This is a genomic window from Pseudonocardia parietis, assembly GCF_017876315.1.
GTDB classification, from domain to species: domain Bacteria; phylum Actinomycetota; class Actinomycetes; order Mycobacteriales; family Pseudonocardiaceae; genus Pseudonocardia; species Pseudonocardia parietis.
In genome coordinates, this window is sequence record NZ_JAGINU010000001.1 from 1,719,731 (window position 1) to 1,737,237 (window position 17,507).

The window sequence follows — 17,507 nt, forward strand, 5'->3', positions numbered from 1 at the left end:
CCCGCGATTGTCCCATCGCGTCCGGACCGGCCTGCCTGGACACCACCTGTCACACCGCGTTCCGGCCGGTCACGGTGCGTCACGCCGGTGGTTCGTGCGGCACGCCGGACGGCACCGGCCGCGCCGACGGGGCCGCTGCGTCACGGTGCGGTGACGACGAGGACGCGACCGGAACTCCGAACCACCGGTGAACGGCGAGGACGTCCGTTCGTCGCGCTCCCGCCCGCCCGCTCGTCAGATCCGGCGAACCCGCTGGCAGCACCCTGCCGACCCCTCGCCGCCCCGATCCGCGAACCGACGATTTCGACTGGAACACCGCCGGACGGGTGAGGACCATTCTTGGGGTACGGGCCCTTCGGAACGGCTGCGCAACGGCAGTCGACCGCCGCACGGGGGCCCGGCGTTTTCCGGATGAGGAGGACAAGGTGACTGCGCTGCAGACCCGCACCGAGCTCCCCGAGATCATCGATCTCTCCGTCGACGACCTCGGTGCCGGCACGGGCCCGGCCTGGCTGGAATCGTGGATGCAGGCGCACAAGGGCGAGATCGTCAGCTGGCGCCGCGCGATCCACGCTCAGCCGGAGCTGGCCCGCCGCGAGTACCTCACGACGGCCCGGGTGTCGGAGACGCTGCTGCGGGCCGGTCTCGAGCCGCGCACGCTGGCCGGCGGCACCGGTGTGGTGTGCGACATCGGCCACGGCGAGCCGCTGGTGGCGTTGCGCGCCGACATGGACGCCCTGCCCCTGCAGGAGCAGACCGGCCTGGGGTTCGCCTCCGCGGTGCCCGGCGTGATGCACGCCTGCGGGCACGACGCGCACACGGCGATGCTGCTCGGCGCGGCGCTGGCGCTGAACTCGGCGCCCTCGCTGCCCGGCCGGGTCCGGCTGGTGTTCCAGCCGGCCGAGGAGGTGCAGCCGGGCGGGGCGCTCGACGTCATCGAGCAGGGCGTGATGGAGGGCGTGCAGCGGATCTTCGCGCTGCACTGCGACCCGCGTCTCGAGGTCGGTCGTCTGGGCACCCGCGTCGGGCCGATCACGTCGGCCTGCGACCTGATCGAGGTCCGGCTGACCTCGCCGGGCGGGCACACGTCCCGCCCGCACCTGACCGCGGACCTGGTCCAGGCGCTCGGCCTGATCACCACCCAGGTCCCGCTGCTGCTGACCCGGCACGTCGACCCGCGTTCGGGCACCGTCCTGACCTGGGGTGCGGTGCACGCCGGCGACGCGGCCAACGCCATCCCGCAGTCCGGGCTGGTGCGCGGCACGCTGCGCACGGCCGACCACGCGACCTGGACCGAGCTCGAGGAGAAGCTGCGCGCGCTGGTCGCGTCGGTGCTGGCCCCGACCGGCGTCGGGTACGTGCTCGACCACGTCCGCGGCGTCCCGCCGGTGGTCAACGAGGACGCCTCCACCGGCCTGCTGCGCGACGCCGCGACGACCGTCGGCGGCGAGGCGGCCGACGCGAGCACCGAGCAGTCCTCCGGCGGTGAGGACTTCGCCTGGTACCTGGAGCACGCGCCGGGGGCGATGGCCCGGCTGGGCGTCTGGCCGGGCAGCGGCCCGCATCGCGATCTCCACCAGCCGACGTTCGACCTGGACGAGCGGGCACTGCCGTTCGGATCCCGGGTGCTGGTGCACGCGGCCCTGGCCGCGCTGGCGCAGGACGCCTGAGCGGGTCAGCCCCCGGGGGAGGACTTGCGGCTCGGCCTGCTGCGCAGCTCGTTGACGTAGTCGACGGGCGCGCCGGCGGTCTCGGCGGCGTCGGCGAGCACCCCGAGGTAGCGGGCCGACGGCTCACCGCCCTCGTAGGCGTTCAGCACGTAGACGAAGGCGAGCACGCTGCCGTCCAGCGTGGCGACCCGCAGGCGCAGCTTCTTGTGCATCCCGAGCTCGCCGCCTTCCCAGCGGTCGAGCACCTTCTCATCGTGTTCGGGGACGTCGTAGAGCACCACGAAGACCTGCGAGCCCGGATCCTCCACCACGGTGGAGAGCGCGCCCTCCCAGGTGTAGTCCTCGCCGCCGAACGTCAGCCGCCAGCCCTGGAGCCACCCGGTCCCGGCCATCGGCGAGTGCGGGGCGCGCTCCTTCATCTGCTCGGGGTCCATGTTCGACCCGTACGCGGCATACAGCGGCACGTGAGCAGCGTAATGGCCGCCGGTTCGGCGCTTCGACCCGCCCGGTCGAAAGAATCGGACACGCGTACTGTGAGCGCCGTCGACGTCGGTGGGCGAGGCCGCTCACCGGCCACCCACCACCGACTTCCTCAGGGGGAACCTTCCCGTGACCCGCATCCTCATCATGGGCGGCGGACCGGCCGGGTACGAGGCCGCGCTCGTCGCGGCCCAGCACGGCAGCGAGGTGACCGTCGTCGAGCGGGACGGGATGGGCGGCGCCTGTGTCGTCTACGACTGCGTCCCGTCGAAGACCTTCATCTCCTCCGCGGGCGTCCGCGTCGACCTGCACCGGGCCGAGGACCTGGGGGTCCTCGTCGACCGCGGCAACACGGCCGTCGACCTGCCCACGGTCAACCAGCGTGTCCGGTCCCTCGCGCTGGCCCAGTCGGCAGACGTGCGTGCCCGCCTGGAGAACGAGGGCGTCCGGATCGTCCCCGGCACCGCCCAGTTCGCCGGCCCGGCCGCGTCCCGTGCGGCGCACGAGATCACGGTCACGCACGCCGACGGCACCGTCGAGGACATCGTCGCCGACGTCGTGCTGGTCGCCACCGGCGCGACCCCGCGGGTGCTGGACTTCGCCCGGCCGGACGGTGACCGCGTCCTGGACTGGCGCCAGCTCTACGACCTCGACGAGCTGCCCGAGCACCTGGTCGTCGTCGGGTCGGGGGTGACCGGCGCCGAGTTCTGCTCCGCCTACGTCGAGCTGGGCTGCCGGGTGACCCTGGTGTCCAGCCGGGACCGGGTGCTGCCGCACGAGGACGCCGACGCGGCCGCCGTGCTGGAGGAGGTCTTCGCCGAACGCGGGGTGGAGATCCTGCCGAACGCCCGCGCCGACAAGGTCGAGAACACCGGCGACGGTGTCCTGGTGACGCTGGCCGACGGCCGCACCGTGTCCGGGTCGCACGCGCTGATGACCGTCGGGTCCGTACCGAACACCGGTGACCTGGGCCTGGAGAAGATCGGCATCGAGACCGACCGGGGCGGGTTCGTCCCGGTCGACAAGGTCTCGCGGACCTCCGAGCCGGGGGTCTACGCCGCGGGTGACTGCACCGGCGTGCTGATGCTCGCCTCGGTCGCGGCGATGCAGGGCCGGATCGCGATGTGGCACGCGCTCGGCGAGGGCGTGGCGCCGATCCGGCTGCGCACCGTCGCGGCGAACGTCTTCACCCGGCCGGAGATCGCGACCGTCGGGATCAGCCAGCAGGCGATCGACTCCGGCGAGGTCCCCGCGCGGACGGTCATGCTCCCGCTCTCGACGAACCCGCGGGCGAAGATGCGCGGGCTGCGGCGCGGGTTCGTGAAGCTGTTCTGCCGCCCGGCGTCCGGCTCGGTCATCGGCGGTGTGGTGGTGGCACCGGTCGCCAGCGAGCTCATCCTGCCGATCGCGATGGCCGTCCAGAACGGGCTGAGCGTGGACGACCTGGCACACACCTTCTCGGTCTACCCGTCGCTCTCCGGGTCGATCACCGAGGCCGGGCGCCAGCTGATGCAGCACTCCGACCTGGACTGACTGTGAGGCCGGGACGTCCCGCGCCGGCCCGCCTCCCGGGTCGTCACGGGGCGTCCAGGATCTTCACCAGGGCGCGCAGGCCGTCGAGTACCTCGGCCGCGGTGGGAGCGTTCTCCGGGTCGCTGAGGCACTGGACCAGCACACCCGACATCAGCGCCGACTGGATCATCCCGAGCGTGCGCGCGGAGGGGTCGGAGACCTCGTCCTCCGGTATGCCCTCCAGGATTCCGGCGTTCCCGCGGCGTCCGTGGGCGATGCCCTCCGCCAGGGGCCCGCGCAGTTCGGGCCGCCGCTGCGCCTGCATGAACAGCTCCACGGACGCCAGCCACAGGTGCGGCTGGTCGCGGAAGCCTTCGAGAAGGCTCTCCCACCACCGGGTGTAGCCCTGCGCCGCGGAGTCGCCGTCCTCGGTGACCAGCGCGCGTCCCGTGCTGGAGCCGCCCTCGTCGAGGAGGGCGAAGAGCGCCTGGTTGAGCAGCGCTTCCCGCGATCCGTAGTGGTAGCCGATGGCGGCCATGCTGACGCCTGCCGCGGTGGCGATGTCCCGCACGCTGGTGCGGTCGTAGCCCTTCTCCCGCAGGCATTCCCTGGCGCCGGTGAGCAGATCTTCGCGGTTGCCCATGCGTCGCAGCGTACCTCCGGGTTGGCGCGATCGCCTAGAGCGGTCGCCTCAGGCAATCGCATTGCGCGATCGCCCAAATCGCCTCTACCGTCCCCGACATGCGAATCCTTCGGAGCGTTTCCCTGGCGACAGCGGCCCTGATGGCTGCAGCGGGTCTCGGCGCGGCCGCGATGACGTCCGCGCCGGCCGAGGCCGGCGGCACGACACACGGCGATGTGGTCGGCACGGCGCGCGGCGACGTGGTGGGCACAACCCTGGGCGACGTGCGCGGCACCGTGGAGAACGGCGTGCGCAGCTTCCAGGGCATCCCGTACGCCGCCGCGCCGGTGGGTGAACGGCGCTGGAGACCGCCACGACCCGCCGCACCCTGGCCGGGCGTGCGCGAGGCGACCTCCCCGGGACCGGCCTGCGCGCAGCCGGTCGGCTACCCGATCGGGGTGCCGAGCGAGAACGAGGACTGCCTCCACCTGAACGTCACCGCGCCGGTCGACGCCCGGGGGGACCTCCCGGTGATCGTCTGGATCCACGGCGGCAGCCTGATGTACGGCACCGGCGACCTGTACGGGCCCGACCGGATGGCCGCCGGCGGTGCGGTCGTGGTCTCGATGAACTACCGGCTGGGCGTCATGGGCTTCCTGGCCGATCCCGCCCTGGGGGAGTCGGGCGGCCTCGGCCTGGAGGACCAGCAGGCGGCGCTGCGCTGGGTCCGCGCCAACGCCGCCGCGTTCGGCGGTGACGCCCGGAACGTGACGGTCATGGGGGAGTCCGGCGGTGGGTACGCCGTGTGCGGTCACCTGGCCTCTCCCGGCTCCGCGGGCCTGTTCGACCGCGCCATCGTGCAGAGTGCGCCCTGCGCGACGGGGAGCTCACGCACCCCGCAGGAGGCACGGGCCGAGAGCGCACGCGTGATCGAGGCGACGGGCTGCGACGAGGACACCGCGGCGTGTCTACGCGGCAGGTCCGCGGCCGAGCTGATGGCGGCGTACGGGACGAGCGCCGAGCCCCGGCCGGTGAGCGGTACCCGGCTGCTGCCGGTGGCACCCGAGGAGGCACTGCGTACCGGGAGGTTCAACCGGGTCCCGGTGCTGATCGGGGTCAACCACGGGGAGGAACGCGGCATGGTCCTCGGCGAGGAACTCGCGACCGGGCAGCCCCTGCGGCCCGAGGAGTACGAGCCGGCCGTCCGCGAGCGGTTCGGCGCCCGGGCCGACGCCGTGCTGGAGCGGTACCCGCTGAGTGCGTACCCGTCGGCGGGAGAGGCCCTGGCCGCGGCCGGGACGGACTCGGCGTGGTCGGCACCGACGCTGGAGACCGCCGAGCTGCTGGCGCGATGGACACCGACCCGGATGTACGAGTTCGCCGAGGTCGACACGCCCTGGTACGAGGGCTTCCCCGAGCCGAGCTTCCCGGTGGGTGCCCAGCACATGTCGGAGCTGGCCTACCTGTTCGACCTGGAGCTGTTCGAGGCCCGCACGCCCGCGCAGGACCGGCTTGCCGACCGGATGATCGAGGCGTGGGTGCGGTTCGCCGACTCGGGTGAGACGGACTGGCCGGCCTTCCGCGACGACGGACACGAGCCGTACGTGCAGTCCCTGACCTCGGGAACCTGGCAGCGGACGGAGTTCGTGGAGGACCACCGGTACGACTTCTGGAAGAGCGTCGGCTGACCGGCGTACGTGACCCGGACACGACGACACCCCCGCCCGCGCCGGTCGCGAGCCGGAGCGGACGGGGGTGTGCGTCTGTGCGGTGCGGTGCGGTGATGCTGTGCGGTTCTCAGGCCGCCGGTACGGGGATCTCGTGGCGGCCACCGGTCGTCCGGCACCCGCTGAGCGGGCACGGCGGTGGCGACCACCACTGCTGATGACCGGAGGCGGAAACGGTTCCCGCGAACGGCCACCGGCCCGCGAACCGCTGCAGGTACCAGTAGCAGAACAGGGCCTCCGGGCCCTGCGGGTCGGTCACGAACACCGGCCGTCCGCCCAGGTTCTCCACCCAGGTCGCGTAGGCGGTCACGACCTGCCCCGCCGGGCGTGCGGCCCGCCGGGTCTGGAGCCAGTCCTCGGCCCGGTGGCGCCAGGTCTCGAGCGCCGTCGGGTGCAGGGTGGCACCGGGAAGTTCCCTGAGGTTGGCCGTGAAGGTGCTGATCGGGACCCCACCCGCGCCGTACGCGGTCGAGGTCAGGGTGAGCAGCGAGTGCGGGCCCGGGATCGGGCCGTCGGTATGGACGTGCGTCGTCACGTGCAGCGACGCGCTGTGCTTGAGGGGCATGACGGATCCTGTGACGTCTCGGTCGAGCTGAGGACGGCTCACGACGCGGCTGGGCCTGCGTGGTGAGCGGATCCGCGGCGCGGTACTCCGCGTGGCGGCGTTCCGGGCCCCGTGGAGCGGGCACACGGGTCGGCTCTGTGCAGTTGTCGTTCGCCGTGCTGTGCCGCGGGCGCCGTCCGGCGTGCGCGATGGCGGGAACGCTAGATCGGGTGCCGGTCCCAGGTCAACGCCGTGTCCCGCGGAACGTCTGCGGACACGACGGCGGCCGGGTGGCTCGTTCGTCCACCCGGCCGCAGTCGTGCAGTCCGTCCGGCTCAGCGCCGTCGCTTCGCCGCTCTCAGTGCTGCTGCTTCGCCGCTCGACCGCCGCGGCTCAGTCCTTGATCTCGCAGATCACGGTGCCCTGGGAGATCGAGGCGCCCTGCTCGGCGGAGAGCCCGGTGACGGTGCCGTCCTTGGCCGCGGTGACCGGGTTCTCCATCTTCATCGCCTCCAGGACGAGGATCAGGTCCCCGGCCGAGACGGTGTCGCCGTCGGACACCGCGACCTTGATGATGGTGCCCTGCATCGGCGCGGTCACGGCGTCGCCGGAGACCTTCGTGCCACCGCCCTTGCCGGACCGCTTGCGCGGAGCGGCCTTCTGGCCGGTGGCGGCGCCGCCACCCCCGCCCAGGGCGAGGTCACCCGGCAGCGAGACCTCCAGCCGTCGTCCACCGACCTCGACGACGACGGTCTGCCGCTCGCCGGACTCCTCGTCCGCGCCTGCACCACCCTCGAACGGCGGGACGGTGTTGTTCCACTCGGTCTCGATCCACCGGGTGTGCACGGCGAAGTCCTCGCCCGACTCGGCGGCGAACGCCGGGTCCTCCACGACGAGGCGGTGGAACTCCAGCACGGTGGCCATGCCGTCGACCGTGAACTCGGCGAGTGCCCGGCGGGCCCGCTCGACGGCCTGCTTCCGGTCCGCGCCGGTGACGATCAGCTTCGCCAGCAGCGAGTCGAACTGGCCGCCGATGACCGAACCGTCCTCGACGCCCGCGTCGAGGCGGACACCCGGGCCTGCCGGGTACCGGATCCGCTCGACGGTGCCCGGGGCCGGGAGGAAGTTGCGCCCGGCGTCCTCGCCGTTGATCCGGAACTCGATCGCGTGCCCGCGCGGCGCCGGGTCGTCGGCGATCTCCAGTTCCTTGCCCTCGGCGATCCGGAACATCTGGCGGACCAGGTCGATGCCGGTCGTCTCCTCGGAGACGGGGTGCTCGACCTGCAGCCGGGTGTTCACCTCCAGGAAGGTGATCATCCCGTCCTCGCCGACGAGGAACTCGACGGTGCCCGCGCCGTAGTAGCCGGCCTCCTTGCAGATCGCCTTGGAGGCGTCGTAGAGGGTCGTGGTCTGCTCCTCGGTGAGGAACGGCGCGGGGGCCTCCTCGACGAGCTTCTGGAACCGGCGCTGCAGCGAGCAGTCCCGGGTTCCGACGACGACGACGTTGCCGTGCTGGTCGGCCAGCACCTGCGTCTCGACGTGGCGGGGCCGGTCCAGGTAGCGCTCGACGAAGCACTCGCCGCGGCCGAACGCCGAGGTGGCCTCGCGGACGGCGGAGTCGTAGAGCTCGGCGACCTCGGAGCGCTCGCGGGCGACCTTCATGCCGCGCCCGCCACCACCGAACGCGGCCTTGATCGCCACCGGCAGGCCGTGCTCGTCGGCGAAGGCGAGCACCTCGTCGGCGTTGGCCACCGGGTCGTTGGTGCCGGGCACCAGCGGCGCGCCGGCCCGGGTGGCGATGTGCCGCGCGGTGACCTTGTCACCGAGGTCGCGGATCGACTGCGGCGACGGGCCGATCCAGGTGATGCCGGCGTCGATCACCGCCTGGGCGAAGTCGGCGTTCTCGGACAGGAAGCCGTAGCCGGGGTGGATCGCATCCGCTCCGGCCTGCTTCGCGGCGCCGATGACCTTCTCGATGTCGAGGTAGGACTCGGCGGCTGACGAGCCACCCAGTGCGAACGCCTCGTCGGCGAGCCGGACGAACATGGCGTCCCGGTCGGGGTCGGCGTAGACGGCGACACTGGCGAGGCCCGCGTCCCTGGCTGCTCGAATCACCCGGACGGCGATTTCTCCCCGGTTGGCGACGAGCACTTTGCGCAGTGCGGGCACGGTCGAACTCCTCCGGTCGCGAGCGCCGGCCCGGTGCTCCGGCGCTGGGTCACCGCGGAGTGTATGAGCCGTACCGCCGGAAGTTACCGATGGGGAATGTGGTGATGGCAACGTCACCCCCTTCAGGGGGGTCCGGGCCTGGTCGGGATCGGTTCAGCGGTGAGACGGGCCACGCCGGCGCCGCCGGGATCGCCGCCGCGATCGTCCCCGCGGCTCCACACCCCCCGGCGGTGGAGCCGCGGGGACGGGCACCCCGACCCCCCGGGGCAGTCCTTCGGCGGCGGGCTCAGCCCCCGGCGCCGCCGCCGGCGGTGGCCGCGGTGGCGCCACCGCCCGGCCCGCTGTCGCCGAGCGCAGCCGGCTGCTGTGCCGCGAGCTCCTCGGCGAACGCCGGCTCGGCGGCGACCATCGCCCCGAGACCGAACGCCCCGACGCTCAGTGCGGCCCCGGCCGGGCCGATCGCCGTCCAGTCCGGGCGCATCGAGGGCGCCAGCGTGTCGTGCTCCTGCCGGATCCGGTGCAGCGCGGCGTCGCCGGCCCGGGTGCGGCGCGGTGCCCGCAGCAGGAAGGCGATCGTCAGCCCCACCATGACCAGGCAGAGGGCCGTGAGGATCCCGACCGGTCGCCCGTTCACGGAACCGGCGGTGATCCGGGCGATGCCGAGCGCGGCGACCAGGCCGGGCAGGACGGCAGCGGCCCGGTACCGGTGCTGCCCGGCCTGGTCCAGGAGCAACCCGGCGGTCTCCAGCCGGTGGGCGATCCGGTCCAGCTCGGTGCGCACCGCCGTGTGCGTGGGCAGCGTCCGGCGGGGTGTGAGCCGGTGCGCCGAGCGGTGGATCGCCCGCTGCAGGTCGGTGGCCGAGCGGGTGAGCGGGCCGCCGGCGCGGACCTGGCCGGTGGTCCGGTCCGAGGTGACGACCGTGCCGTCGACGTGCATCGCGGACAGCGCCGCGTAGACCGCGAGACCGGGGCCGCTGTTGAGGTACGCGACGTCCTCGGGACGGCCGTCGAGGACCCGGCGCCCGGCGGGGTCGCCCGCGGCGATCCGGGACCGGTGCCAGAGCGCCGGCACGGTCGCCGTGACGGCGAGGAGCAGGTAGAGCACCAGGAACGTCGTCCCCGGGATCCCCCAGGTCTCTCCGGTGAGGTTCGTACCCAACCCGACCACCCCCTGTGGCGCCACGACGCTTCGTCGTTCGAAGCAGTGTGCGTCCGCTCACGGGACAGGGCCGCCGGATTTCACCGAGACTTGAGGTTTGAACGCACGAACGGCCGAGGCCGCACGAGGCGGCCCCGGCCGTTACGGGTGGTACCGGTTCAGGCGGTCGCGGCCCGCACCTGGTTCTTGATCCGGGCGAGCATCGCCGAGATGCCGCGCAGCCGCAACGGGCTCACGGCCTCGGCCAGGCCGAGATCGGTGTAGAAGTCGTCCGGGACGTCCAGCACCGTCGCGGCCGGCTGGCCGTCCAGCCCGGTGTACATGATCGACGCGAACCCGCGGGTGGTCGGCGCCTCCTTCGGGGCGGAGAAGAACAGGTTCACCGGGCGGTCACCCTCGGGGCCCACCTCGACGGCGAGGAACAACGGCGACTGGCACTCGTGCACCTGCTCCATCGTCTCCGCCGCGTCGGCGTAGCGCTCGGGCAGGTCCGGCAGCTCGTAGGAGAGCTCCAGCAGCATCTGCAGCCGGTCCTTCGGGCCGACCGCGGCGAAGTCGTCGACGAGTTCGGCGAGCTCGGAGGGCAGCGCCGCAGAGTCCGGGGACCTCATGCCGACCCGCGCTCCTCACCCTGCACGATCGGCACGCGGACGGCGTTGCCCCACTCGGTCCAGCTGCCGTCGTAGTTGCGGACCGTGTCGAAGCCCAGCAGGTAGGTCAGCGCGAACCAGGTGTGGCTGGAACGCTCGCCGATCCGGCAGTAGGCGACGACGTCGTCGGACGGGGTGAGCCCCTGCTCCTGCTGGTAGATGGCCTCCAGCTCGGCGCGGGTCTTGAAGCTTCCGTCATCGGCGGCGGCGCGGGCCCACGGGACGCTCGCGGCGCCCGGGATGTGCCCGCCGCGGACCGCGCCCTCCTGCGGGTAGTCCGGCATGTGCAGCTTCTCGCCGGTGTACTCCTGCGGGGAACGGACGTCGACCATGGGCTTGCCGAGGTGGGCGAGCACGTCGTCCTTGAACGCGCGGATCCGCGAGTCGTCCCGCTCGATGACCGGGTAGTCGGCACGCTCCGGGGCAGGCGCGTCGGTGGTGGTCTCGCGGCCCTCGGCGATCCACTTGGTGCGGCCGCCGTCGAGCAGCCGGACGTCGGAGTGGCCGAACAGCGAGAACACCCACAGCGCGTAGGCGGCCCACCAGTTGTTCTTGTCGCCGTAGACGATGATCGTGGTGTCCCGGCCGATGCCGCGCTCGGACATGATCTCGGCGAAGCGCCTGCCGTCGACGTAGTCGCGGGTGATCGGGTCGTTCAGCTCGGTGTGCCAGTCGACCTTCACCGCACCCGGGATGTGCCCGGTGTCGTAGAGCAGCACGTCCTCGTCGGACTCCACGACGACCAGGCCCGGGTCCTTCAGGTGGTCGGCGAGCCACTGGGTGGTGACCAGCCGCTCGGGGTGCGCGTACTCGGCGAGCTTCGGGTCGGGGTCGTTCGCGACAGCCATGCGCGCGAGGGTAGTCCCGGCCGTCGGGCGATGCTCAGATCGGGATGTCGGACCCGTCACCCTCGGCACGGGGACCGTGGATCCGGCGCTCGGACTCGGAGATCGCGACGTCGTCGATGCTGGCCTCGCGCCGCCGCATCAGGCCGTTGTCGGCGAACTCCCAGTTCTCGTTGCCGTAGCTGCGCCACCACTGCCCGCTCGCGTCGCGGCACTCGTACTGGAAACGGACCGCGATCCGGTCGCCCTGGTACGCCCACAGCGACTTGCGCAGCGCGTAGTCCAGCTCGCGCTCCCACTTCGCGGTGAGGAACGCGATCACCTCGTCCCGCCCGGACAGCCAGGTGTCGCGGTTGCGCCACACGGTGTCCGGGGTATAGGCGAGCGCGACCTTCTGCGGGTCGCGGGTGTTCCAGGCTGCCTCCGCGGCGAGGACCTTCTTCCAGGCGCCCGCCTCGTCGAACGGCGGGAACGGGGGACGCGACTCGTCACTCACTCAGGGCTCCTTCTTCCAGAGGTCGACGACGCTCACGCCGATCCCGCCGAGCAGCCGGCGGACCAGCGGGAGGCTGATCCCGATCACGTTGGACGGGTCCCCGTCGATGCCCTCGACGAACCATCCGCCGAACCCGTCGAGGGTGAAGGCGCCTGCGACGTGCAGCGGCTCGCCGGTACCGAGGTAGGCGTCGAGCTCGGCGTCGGTCGGCTCGGCGAACCGCACCCCGGTGCCGGCGTGGCCCTCCGCCTCCCGCACGACCGTGCCCCCGGAGAGCAGCAACACGGAGTGCCCGGTCAGCAGCTCCCCGGTCCGGCCGGCCATCGCCTTCCAGCGACGCCGGGCGGTGTCGGCGTCACCGGGCTTGCCGACCAGCTCGCCGTCGACCAGCAGCATCGAGTCGCAGCCGATCACCACCGTGTCCGCGTGGTCACCGGCGATCCGCCCGGCGACGGCGGCGGCCTTGGCCGCGGCCAGCATCGTCACCTTGCGTGCCGGGTCGGCGTCGGGGTGCGCGGCGAGCAGGGCGTCCTCGTCGACGTCGGAGACCTCGACCAGCGGGTCGGCCCCGGCGGTGCGGAGCACACCGAGCCGGGCGGGGGAGGCGGAGGCGAGAACCAGGCGCACGAAGGCGGACGGTACCGGCCGCGGCGGTCGGTCGCTCCTGCCGTCCGGTAGCGCTGCGGTCGTGCTGTGGCGACCATCCGGCTCCGGGAGATCCCCGAGGACGTGTACGAGGTGATCCGTGCCCGGGCCCGTGTCTCCGGCCGGTCGATCCGGTCGTATCTGGGCGACATCGTCGTCGATGTCGCCTCCCGCCCGACGACCGACGAGGCCCTGGCCGCCATGGATGACGTCCGCGCTGCGTCGCCGAGTCCCGGCGCGACCCGTGCGTCGGTCCTGGAGGTCCTGGCCGAGCTGCGTCGGTGACCCGTACGGCCTGGTGAAGGCTGGATCCAGGCCGGTGCGCGGGTCTACGTGTGGATCCGGACAGCCCTCGTGTTCAGTAGGCCGCGATGCTGCTGCTCTTCGGCAGGTATGGAGCTCGCAGTAGCCCTGGCGGGGCTAACCAGCCGCTGCAGCGGGCTCTTTCATGTGTGGCGAACGAGGGTGGTCGTCCGGTCTCCGAAGTCGGACGAGAGCGACGGCAGCCAGAGCCGACAGGCCGGCCGGCTGGCCGAGTACGGGCGGTTCGACCCCAGTGCTGTCGGCAGACGCAGGGCGGGCGTCCGCCCTCGACATCGACCTCGCCGACGGGAAGCGCCGCACCGGTGTGTCGACCGCGCGGCCGCCGCTTTCGGCCGCCGCTTTCGGGCAGCACCGGTGGTGGGTGATCGCGTCGCACGTACAGCGCTCGAGATTGCTCGGGCGCTGGGGCGTCGGCGGCCCGAAACTGTCGGGGGTCGAATGTATGTTCGTCTCATGTTGGTGAGGGGGATTCCCGAAGGCCTGGCGGTCGACCCGCCGGGCCCGGCCCTGTGCGCGGTGCTGGCCGGTCTGGACCCGGCCCGGCTGGCCAATGCCGACACCGTCGATGTGTTGCAGGCGTGGCGGCGGCTGCGGTCCTATGCCGACGCCCAGGAGCTGGCGATGATGGCCGAGGTGGGCCGCTGCGACCCGCACGCCCCCTCCGGTACGGCGGTCCGGCTGGTGGAGCCGGATCCGGAGTGTGGCCGGGAGATCGCCACCGCGCTCACCTTGACCGAGCTGACCGCTTGGCGTGAGCACGCGTTGGCCGAGATGTTGGTGTATCGGCTCCCGGATGTGCATGCCGCCTTGTCCTGCGGGGACATCGACCGCGGTAAGGCCCGGGTGTTCGCCGATCTGCTCGAGCCGCTCAGCGACGCGCAGGCCGAACGCGTCTGCGCCGCGCTGTTGCCCACGGCTCCGGGCCTGACGACCGGCCAGCTCCGCGCCCGCATGCAGCGCATGGTGATCGCCATCGACCCGGACGCCGCCCAGCGCCGCTATCGCAAGGCGCTGAGTGAACGGCGCGTCATCTGCTATCTCGACGACACGGGCACCGCCACCCTCTCCGCGATGGGGTTGGACCCGGGTGCCGCGCAGGCCGCCTGCGAGCGCCTCGACGCCCTGGCCCGCGACGTGCGTGCGGCCGGGCATCCGGATCCGCTGCCGCGCATCCGCGCCGATCTGGCCACCGCCCTGCTCGACGGCAGTGTCCACGCCCTGAGTCACGACCAGATCATCGCCACGATGCTCGCCCGCGCCGTCGCCGCCGCGGCCGACGACCAGACTGAAGCCGAGAGCGAGGACGGCGACACCGGCCAGGATCCCGCCGGTCAGGGCGATGAGGACAGTGTCGGCGCCGAGGTCGCTTGCCGCGAGGCCGGCGAGCCCGACGACGGCCCTGGCAATGGCGGCCCCGGCCCCGGCCCCGGCGACGCCGGCAACGGCAACGGCGGCACCGGTGACAGCGAATCCGGTGATCGCGGCACCGGTGACAGCAGGCCCGGTGGCGGTGGCGCGCACGGTGGCGCTGATGCCGACGGCCCCAGTGCCGACGACCCCAGTGCCGACGACCCCAGTGCCGACGACCGCGACAACGACGACCGCGACAACGACGACCGCGACAAGGACGGCAGCGACACCGACACCGATACCGACGACCCCCACACCGATACCGACGACCCCGGCGGCGACTCGGGCGGCGAGGACCCCGACCCCGACGGACCTGACGGTCCCAGCGGCCCGGGCGGCCCGCAGAACCCCGACAGCGGCCTCACCGGCCCCGGTGGGCCCGGTGAGACCGGTGGGCCCGGTGGCGGCGTGGAAAGGGCCCGGCCCGGCATCGAGATCCGGGTACGGCTGTCGACCCTGCTGTGCCACGACGACCATCCCGGCGAGATCCCCGGGCTCGGCCCCGTTCTGGCCCCCACCGCACGCGCCTGGGCGGCCGGTCAACGCCACGCCGAGTGGCGGTTCGCGGTGACCGCCCCCGACGGCGACCTGATCCTGGCCGGCCTCACCCGCCTGCGCCCACCCCGCCGGCCGGAGCACCCACTGATCCGGCAGGCCCACGGTGGCGTCGTCGAACTGCAGGTTCCCGCCGATCTGCTCGTACGGCTCACCGTGGACCCGCCGGCCGGGTGGGCTCCGTTGATCGCCGACCTCGCCGCCCAGTACGCCCGTCGCGACGAGCTGCGCACCGCTCTCGACGGGCACCCGGGCAACCGGTTGCCGCACCTCGCGCTGCGTCGCCACGTCGAGGTCCGCGATCGCACATGTGCTTTTCCGGGCTGTCGCCGCTCGGCCCACAAGGCCCAGCAGGACCACACCGAGGAGCATCAGCACGGCGGCCCGAGTGTGACCGACAATCTGGGCCCGTTGTGCCTGCTGCACCATGCGATCAAGACCACCGGGCGCTGGCGCCTGGAACAGCCCACACCCGGGGCCTTCCGGTGGAAGAGCCCGCTACAGCGGATCTACTGCACCCGCGGCGAACCCGTCTGCCCACCCGTGCCCGAACCGCTGCCCGAGCCCGCGGGCCCCGAACGGGCGCCCGCGCCCCGGAGCCGGGCTCAACGCGAACTCGACGATCTCCCCATCTATCGCCCCGCACCCGCGGTGGCGACCGTGCCGGTCCCGAGCACTCCGACGACCGGCCGTGGGCCACCCGATGACGCGCCGCCCTTCTGAACAGTGAGGCACCGGCCCCGGATGAGACACGCCCGGGGCCGGGTGCCCGCTGCTCGACTCCCGGTGTCAGCAGCGGTTCGATCACCGACCGCAGCTGCGCGGGCGAAGTGCGTCACGGGGCGCGGAACAGTTCGGCGAGCCGCGTACGGCGGGCTTCGTACCTCATACACGTCGACCCTCGGTGATGCGGTCGATCCAGGACTGCCAGGCGGCGGTGCGGGACGCGCGGTCCACCGGGACGCCGTAGAAGTACTGGGTCGTGCTCACCATGTGGTGCAGGTCGTCGGCCATGAACCGATAGAGGCCGTGCTCGGTGCGGATGCCGAGCAGGAACCTGTCGCGCAGGTCCACGACGCCCTCGATGGGACCGATGCCCTCGATGGGACCGATGCCCTCGACGGGATCGATGCCCTCGACAGGTCCGAGGCCCTCCGGGGTGAGGCGCACCCACTCGCCGAGCGCCGGTTCGGCGCCGAGCCGCGTGAGCAGGTCGGCCCACACCCTGTCGCCGGGCCGGTCGGTGAACCCGGTGGCGACCACGGTGGCCACCGGCAGCCCGGGGAAGTGCCGGTAGTACTCGGCCAGGTTGTGCAGGAACATGTCCCATCCCTTGCCGAAACCGTCGTACTCGGCCTCCCAGTCGTCACCGTCGAAGAACCCGCTCTGGACCAGGCGGAGCACGGTGGTGCCGCCCTCCCTGCCCCCGACCAGGAACTCCAGCGTCATCGGGGGCTCACCGTCCGGGCCGGGCGCTCCGTAGACGACCCGCCGGCCCGGCTCGGACTCCAGCACCCGGCCGGCCTGGGTGTTGCCACCGCCGAAGTCGGCGCCGAGCTCGTCGTCCGTGTGCTCGTGCGGTACGAACCAGATCGACATGCCCTCCGGGGTGGAGATCGCCTGCCAGACCTGTTCGGGGGTGGCGGCCAGCTCGATCTCCTTGGCCAGCCGCCGGCGCTCGTCCATCGTGATCAGTCCTGCTGGGCGAGCACGATCAGGTTGCCGCAGGTGTCGTCGAACACCGCCATCGCGCCGAAGTCGGTCGTCGTCGGCTCCTGGGTGAACCTGGCGCCCAGCTCCGTCATCCGCTCGTAGTCCTGCTGCAGGTTCGTGCTCCCGAGCATGGTGAACGGCATGCCCGCCTCGTAGAGCGTCTTCTTGTACACCTGCGCGGCCGGCTCGCCGCCGATCTGGACACCGGGGTTGCCGTCGGGCTCGAGCAGCAGCTCGACACCGTCCGGCGCGTCGGGTGAGACGACGGTCAGCCAGCGGGCGTCGCCCGCCGGGACGTCGGTCTTCTTCACGAAGCCCAGCACGTCGGTGTAGAACGCCAGGGCCTTGGCCTGGTCGTCGACCAGGATGCTGGTCACCGGAACGAACATGATCAGGTCTTCCCTTCTCGTCGGACGGTCGGGTGCACGGCGACCACGATCCGGTGGGCCCGGCCGCCGGTCGCGGACGCGTCGTGGTGCTTCGCGATCAGCGAGGTCACCGCCCCGGTCAGCTCCTCGGCGAACGCGGCGCGGTCCGCCGCCGAGGCGAACCGGATCTCACCGTCCATGGCGAACGTGGCGAGCCGGGTCCGGGTCCTGGCCGCGCCCGCGATCAGCTCCCCCACGTCGCGCACCAGCCGCGCGGCCACCGCGAGCAACCAACGCGCGGACAGCCGGTCGGGTGACCGCTGCGGATCGGGCTCGACCGCGGCCAGGGCGCTCGGTGAGATCACGTACGACGCCGCGGTCGCCCGAAGCAGGCGTTCGGTGAAGTTGCCCTTGCGCCGCTCCTCGACCAGCTCGACCAGTCCGTGCTGTTCCAGCGCCCGCAGGTGGTAGTTGACCTTCTGCCGGCTGAGCCCGACCCGCTGTGCCAGCGTGGTCGCCGAGCCGGGCTCGGACAGCTCGGCCAGCAGCCGGGCACGGACCGGGTCCAGCGCGACCTCGGCCGCTCCCGGATCGTCGATCACCGTCACATCGTGCACG

At 72.7% G+C, this 17,507-nt stretch carries 17 protein-coding genes; 5 read left to right on the forward strand and 12 right to left on the reverse strand.

All coding sequences use genetic code 11. From position 1 onward, the window contains the following. Positions 1 to 425 precede the first annotated feature (425 nt). Positions 426 to 1,670: an amidohydrolase gene (locus tag JOF36_RS08195; protein WP_210025855.1), complete on the forward strand. Its 1,245-nt coding sequence runs from the start codon at positions 426 to 428 to the stop codon at positions 1,668 to 1,670. A 5-nt stretch (positions 1,671 to 1,675) separates the two neighbouring features. Here JOF36_RS08195 and JOF36_RS08200 read toward each other — a convergent pair whose 3' ends face one another. Beyond that, positions 1,676 to 2,134, reverse strand: a complete 459-nt coding sequence (locus JOF36_RS08200) for a gamma-glutamylcyclotransferase family protein (protein WP_210025857.1) — start codon at positions 2,132 to 2,134, stop codon at positions 1,676 to 1,678. A gap of 145 nt (positions 2,135 to 2,279) precedes the next feature. Between JOF36_RS08200 and JOF36_RS08205 the strand changes: the two genes are divergently transcribed. Next, entirely contained in the window at positions 2,280 to 3,683 is a 1,404-nt protein-coding gene (locus tag JOF36_RS08205) for an NAD(P)H-quinone dehydrogenase (RefSeq protein WP_210025859.1), read from the forward strand. 43 nt (positions 3,684 to 3,726) lie between these two features. On the opposite strand, the gene JOF36_RS08210 is transcribed toward JOF36_RS08205, so the two are convergent. Next, entirely contained in the window at positions 3,727 to 4,305 is a 579-nt protein-coding gene (locus JOF36_RS08210) for a TetR/AcrR family transcriptional regulator (protein WP_210025860.1), read from the reverse strand. Positions 4,306 to 4,445: 140 nt separating this feature from the next. Between JOF36_RS08210 and JOF36_RS08215 the strand changes: the two genes are divergently transcribed. Then, entirely contained in the window at positions 4,446 to 5,972 is a 1,527-nt protein-coding gene (locus tag JOF36_RS08215) for a carboxylesterase/lipase family protein (protein ID WP_210025863.1), read from the forward strand. A gap of 109 nt (positions 5,973 to 6,081) precedes the next feature. Here JOF36_RS08215 and JOF36_RS08220 read toward each other — a convergent pair whose 3' ends face one another. The 7 genes from JOF36_RS08220 to JOF36_RS08250 all read right to left on the reverse strand — a co-directional run bounded on the left by JOF36_RS08220 (position 6,082) and on the right by JOF36_RS08250 (position 12,501). Then, on the reverse strand, positions 6,082 to 6,576 hold the full coding sequence (locus tag JOF36_RS08220) for a P-loop NTPase family protein (protein WP_210025865.1): 495 nt from the start codon (positions 6,574 to 6,576) through the stop codon (positions 6,082 to 6,084). 372 nt (positions 6,577 to 6,948) lie between these two features. Next, a complete protein-coding gene (locus JOF36_RS08225; protein ID WP_210025866.1) occupies positions 6,949 to 8,724 on the reverse strand; it encodes an acetyl/propionyl/methylcrotonyl-CoA carboxylase subunit alpha in 1,776 nt (591 codons plus the stop codon). Between the two features lie 286 nt (positions 8,725 to 9,010). After that, complete coding sequence (locus JOF36_RS08230) at positions 9,011 to 9,907, reverse strand: TIGR04222 domain-containing membrane protein (protein WP_210025868.1); 897 nt, start codon at positions 9,905 to 9,907, stop codon at positions 9,011 to 9,013. A 134-nt stretch (positions 9,908 to 10,041) separates the two neighbouring features. Next, positions 10,042 to 10,494, reverse strand: coding sequence for a SufE family protein (locus tag JOF36_RS08235; RefSeq protein WP_210025870.1), 453 nt, complete (start codon positions 10,492 to 10,494; stop codon positions 10,042 to 10,044). Then, positions 10,491 to 11,381 (reverse strand): sulfurtransferase, encoded by an 891-nt coding sequence (locus JOF36_RS08240; protein WP_210025872.1) that lies wholly within the window; start codon positions 11,379 to 11,381, stop codon positions 10,491 to 10,493. Before JOF36_RS08240 ends, JOF36_RS08235 begins: the two co-directional genes overlap by 4 nt. 34 nt (positions 11,382 to 11,415) lie before the next feature. Continuing rightward, entirely contained in the window at positions 11,416 to 11,874 is a 459-nt protein-coding gene (locus JOF36_RS08245) for a nuclear transport factor 2 family protein (RefSeq protein ID WP_210025874.1), read from the reverse strand. Further along, entirely contained in the window at positions 11,875 to 12,501 is a 627-nt protein-coding gene (locus JOF36_RS08250; protein ID WP_210025876.1) for a Maf family protein, read from the reverse strand. A gap of 66 nt (positions 12,502 to 12,567) precedes the next feature. Here JOF36_RS08250 and JOF36_RS08255 point away from each other — a divergent pair, with 66 nt between their 5' ends. After that, positions 12,568 to 12,804 carry a hypothetical protein gene (locus JOF36_RS08255; RefSeq protein WP_210025878.1) on the forward strand — a complete coding sequence of 79 codons (237 nt, stop codon included), beginning with the start codon at positions 12,568 to 12,570 and terminating at the stop codon, positions 12,802 to 12,804. Between the two features lie 492 nt (positions 12,805 to 13,296). Beyond that, a complete protein-coding gene (locus JOF36_RS08260; protein ID WP_210025880.1) occupies positions 13,297 to 15,531 on the forward strand; it encodes an HNH endonuclease signature motif containing protein in 2,235 nt (744 codons plus the stop codon). Positions 15,532 to 15,693: 162 nt separating this feature from the next. On the opposite strand, the gene JOF36_RS08265 is transcribed toward JOF36_RS08260, so the two are convergent. From JOF36_RS08265 to JOF36_RS08275, 3 genes are read right to left on the reverse strand one after another with little or no spacing between them, the layout of a single operon-like run. Then, positions 15,694 to 16,494: an SRPBCC family protein gene (locus tag JOF36_RS08265; protein WP_210025882.1), complete on the reverse strand. Its 801-nt coding sequence runs from the start codon at positions 16,492 to 16,494 to the stop codon at positions 15,694 to 15,696. A 5-nt stretch (positions 16,495 to 16,499) separates the two neighbouring features. After that, positions 16,500 to 16,910 (reverse strand): VOC family protein, encoded by a 411-nt coding sequence (locus JOF36_RS08270; RefSeq protein ID WP_210025884.1) that lies wholly within the window; start codon positions 16,908 to 16,910, stop codon positions 16,500 to 16,502. A gap of 2 nt (positions 16,911 to 16,912) precedes the next feature. After that, a complete protein-coding gene (locus JOF36_RS08275; protein ID WP_210025886.1) occupies positions 16,913 to 17,506 on the reverse strand; it encodes an ArsR/SmtB family transcription factor in 594 nt (197 codons plus the stop codon). Between the last annotated feature and the right edge of the window lies 1 nt (position 17,507).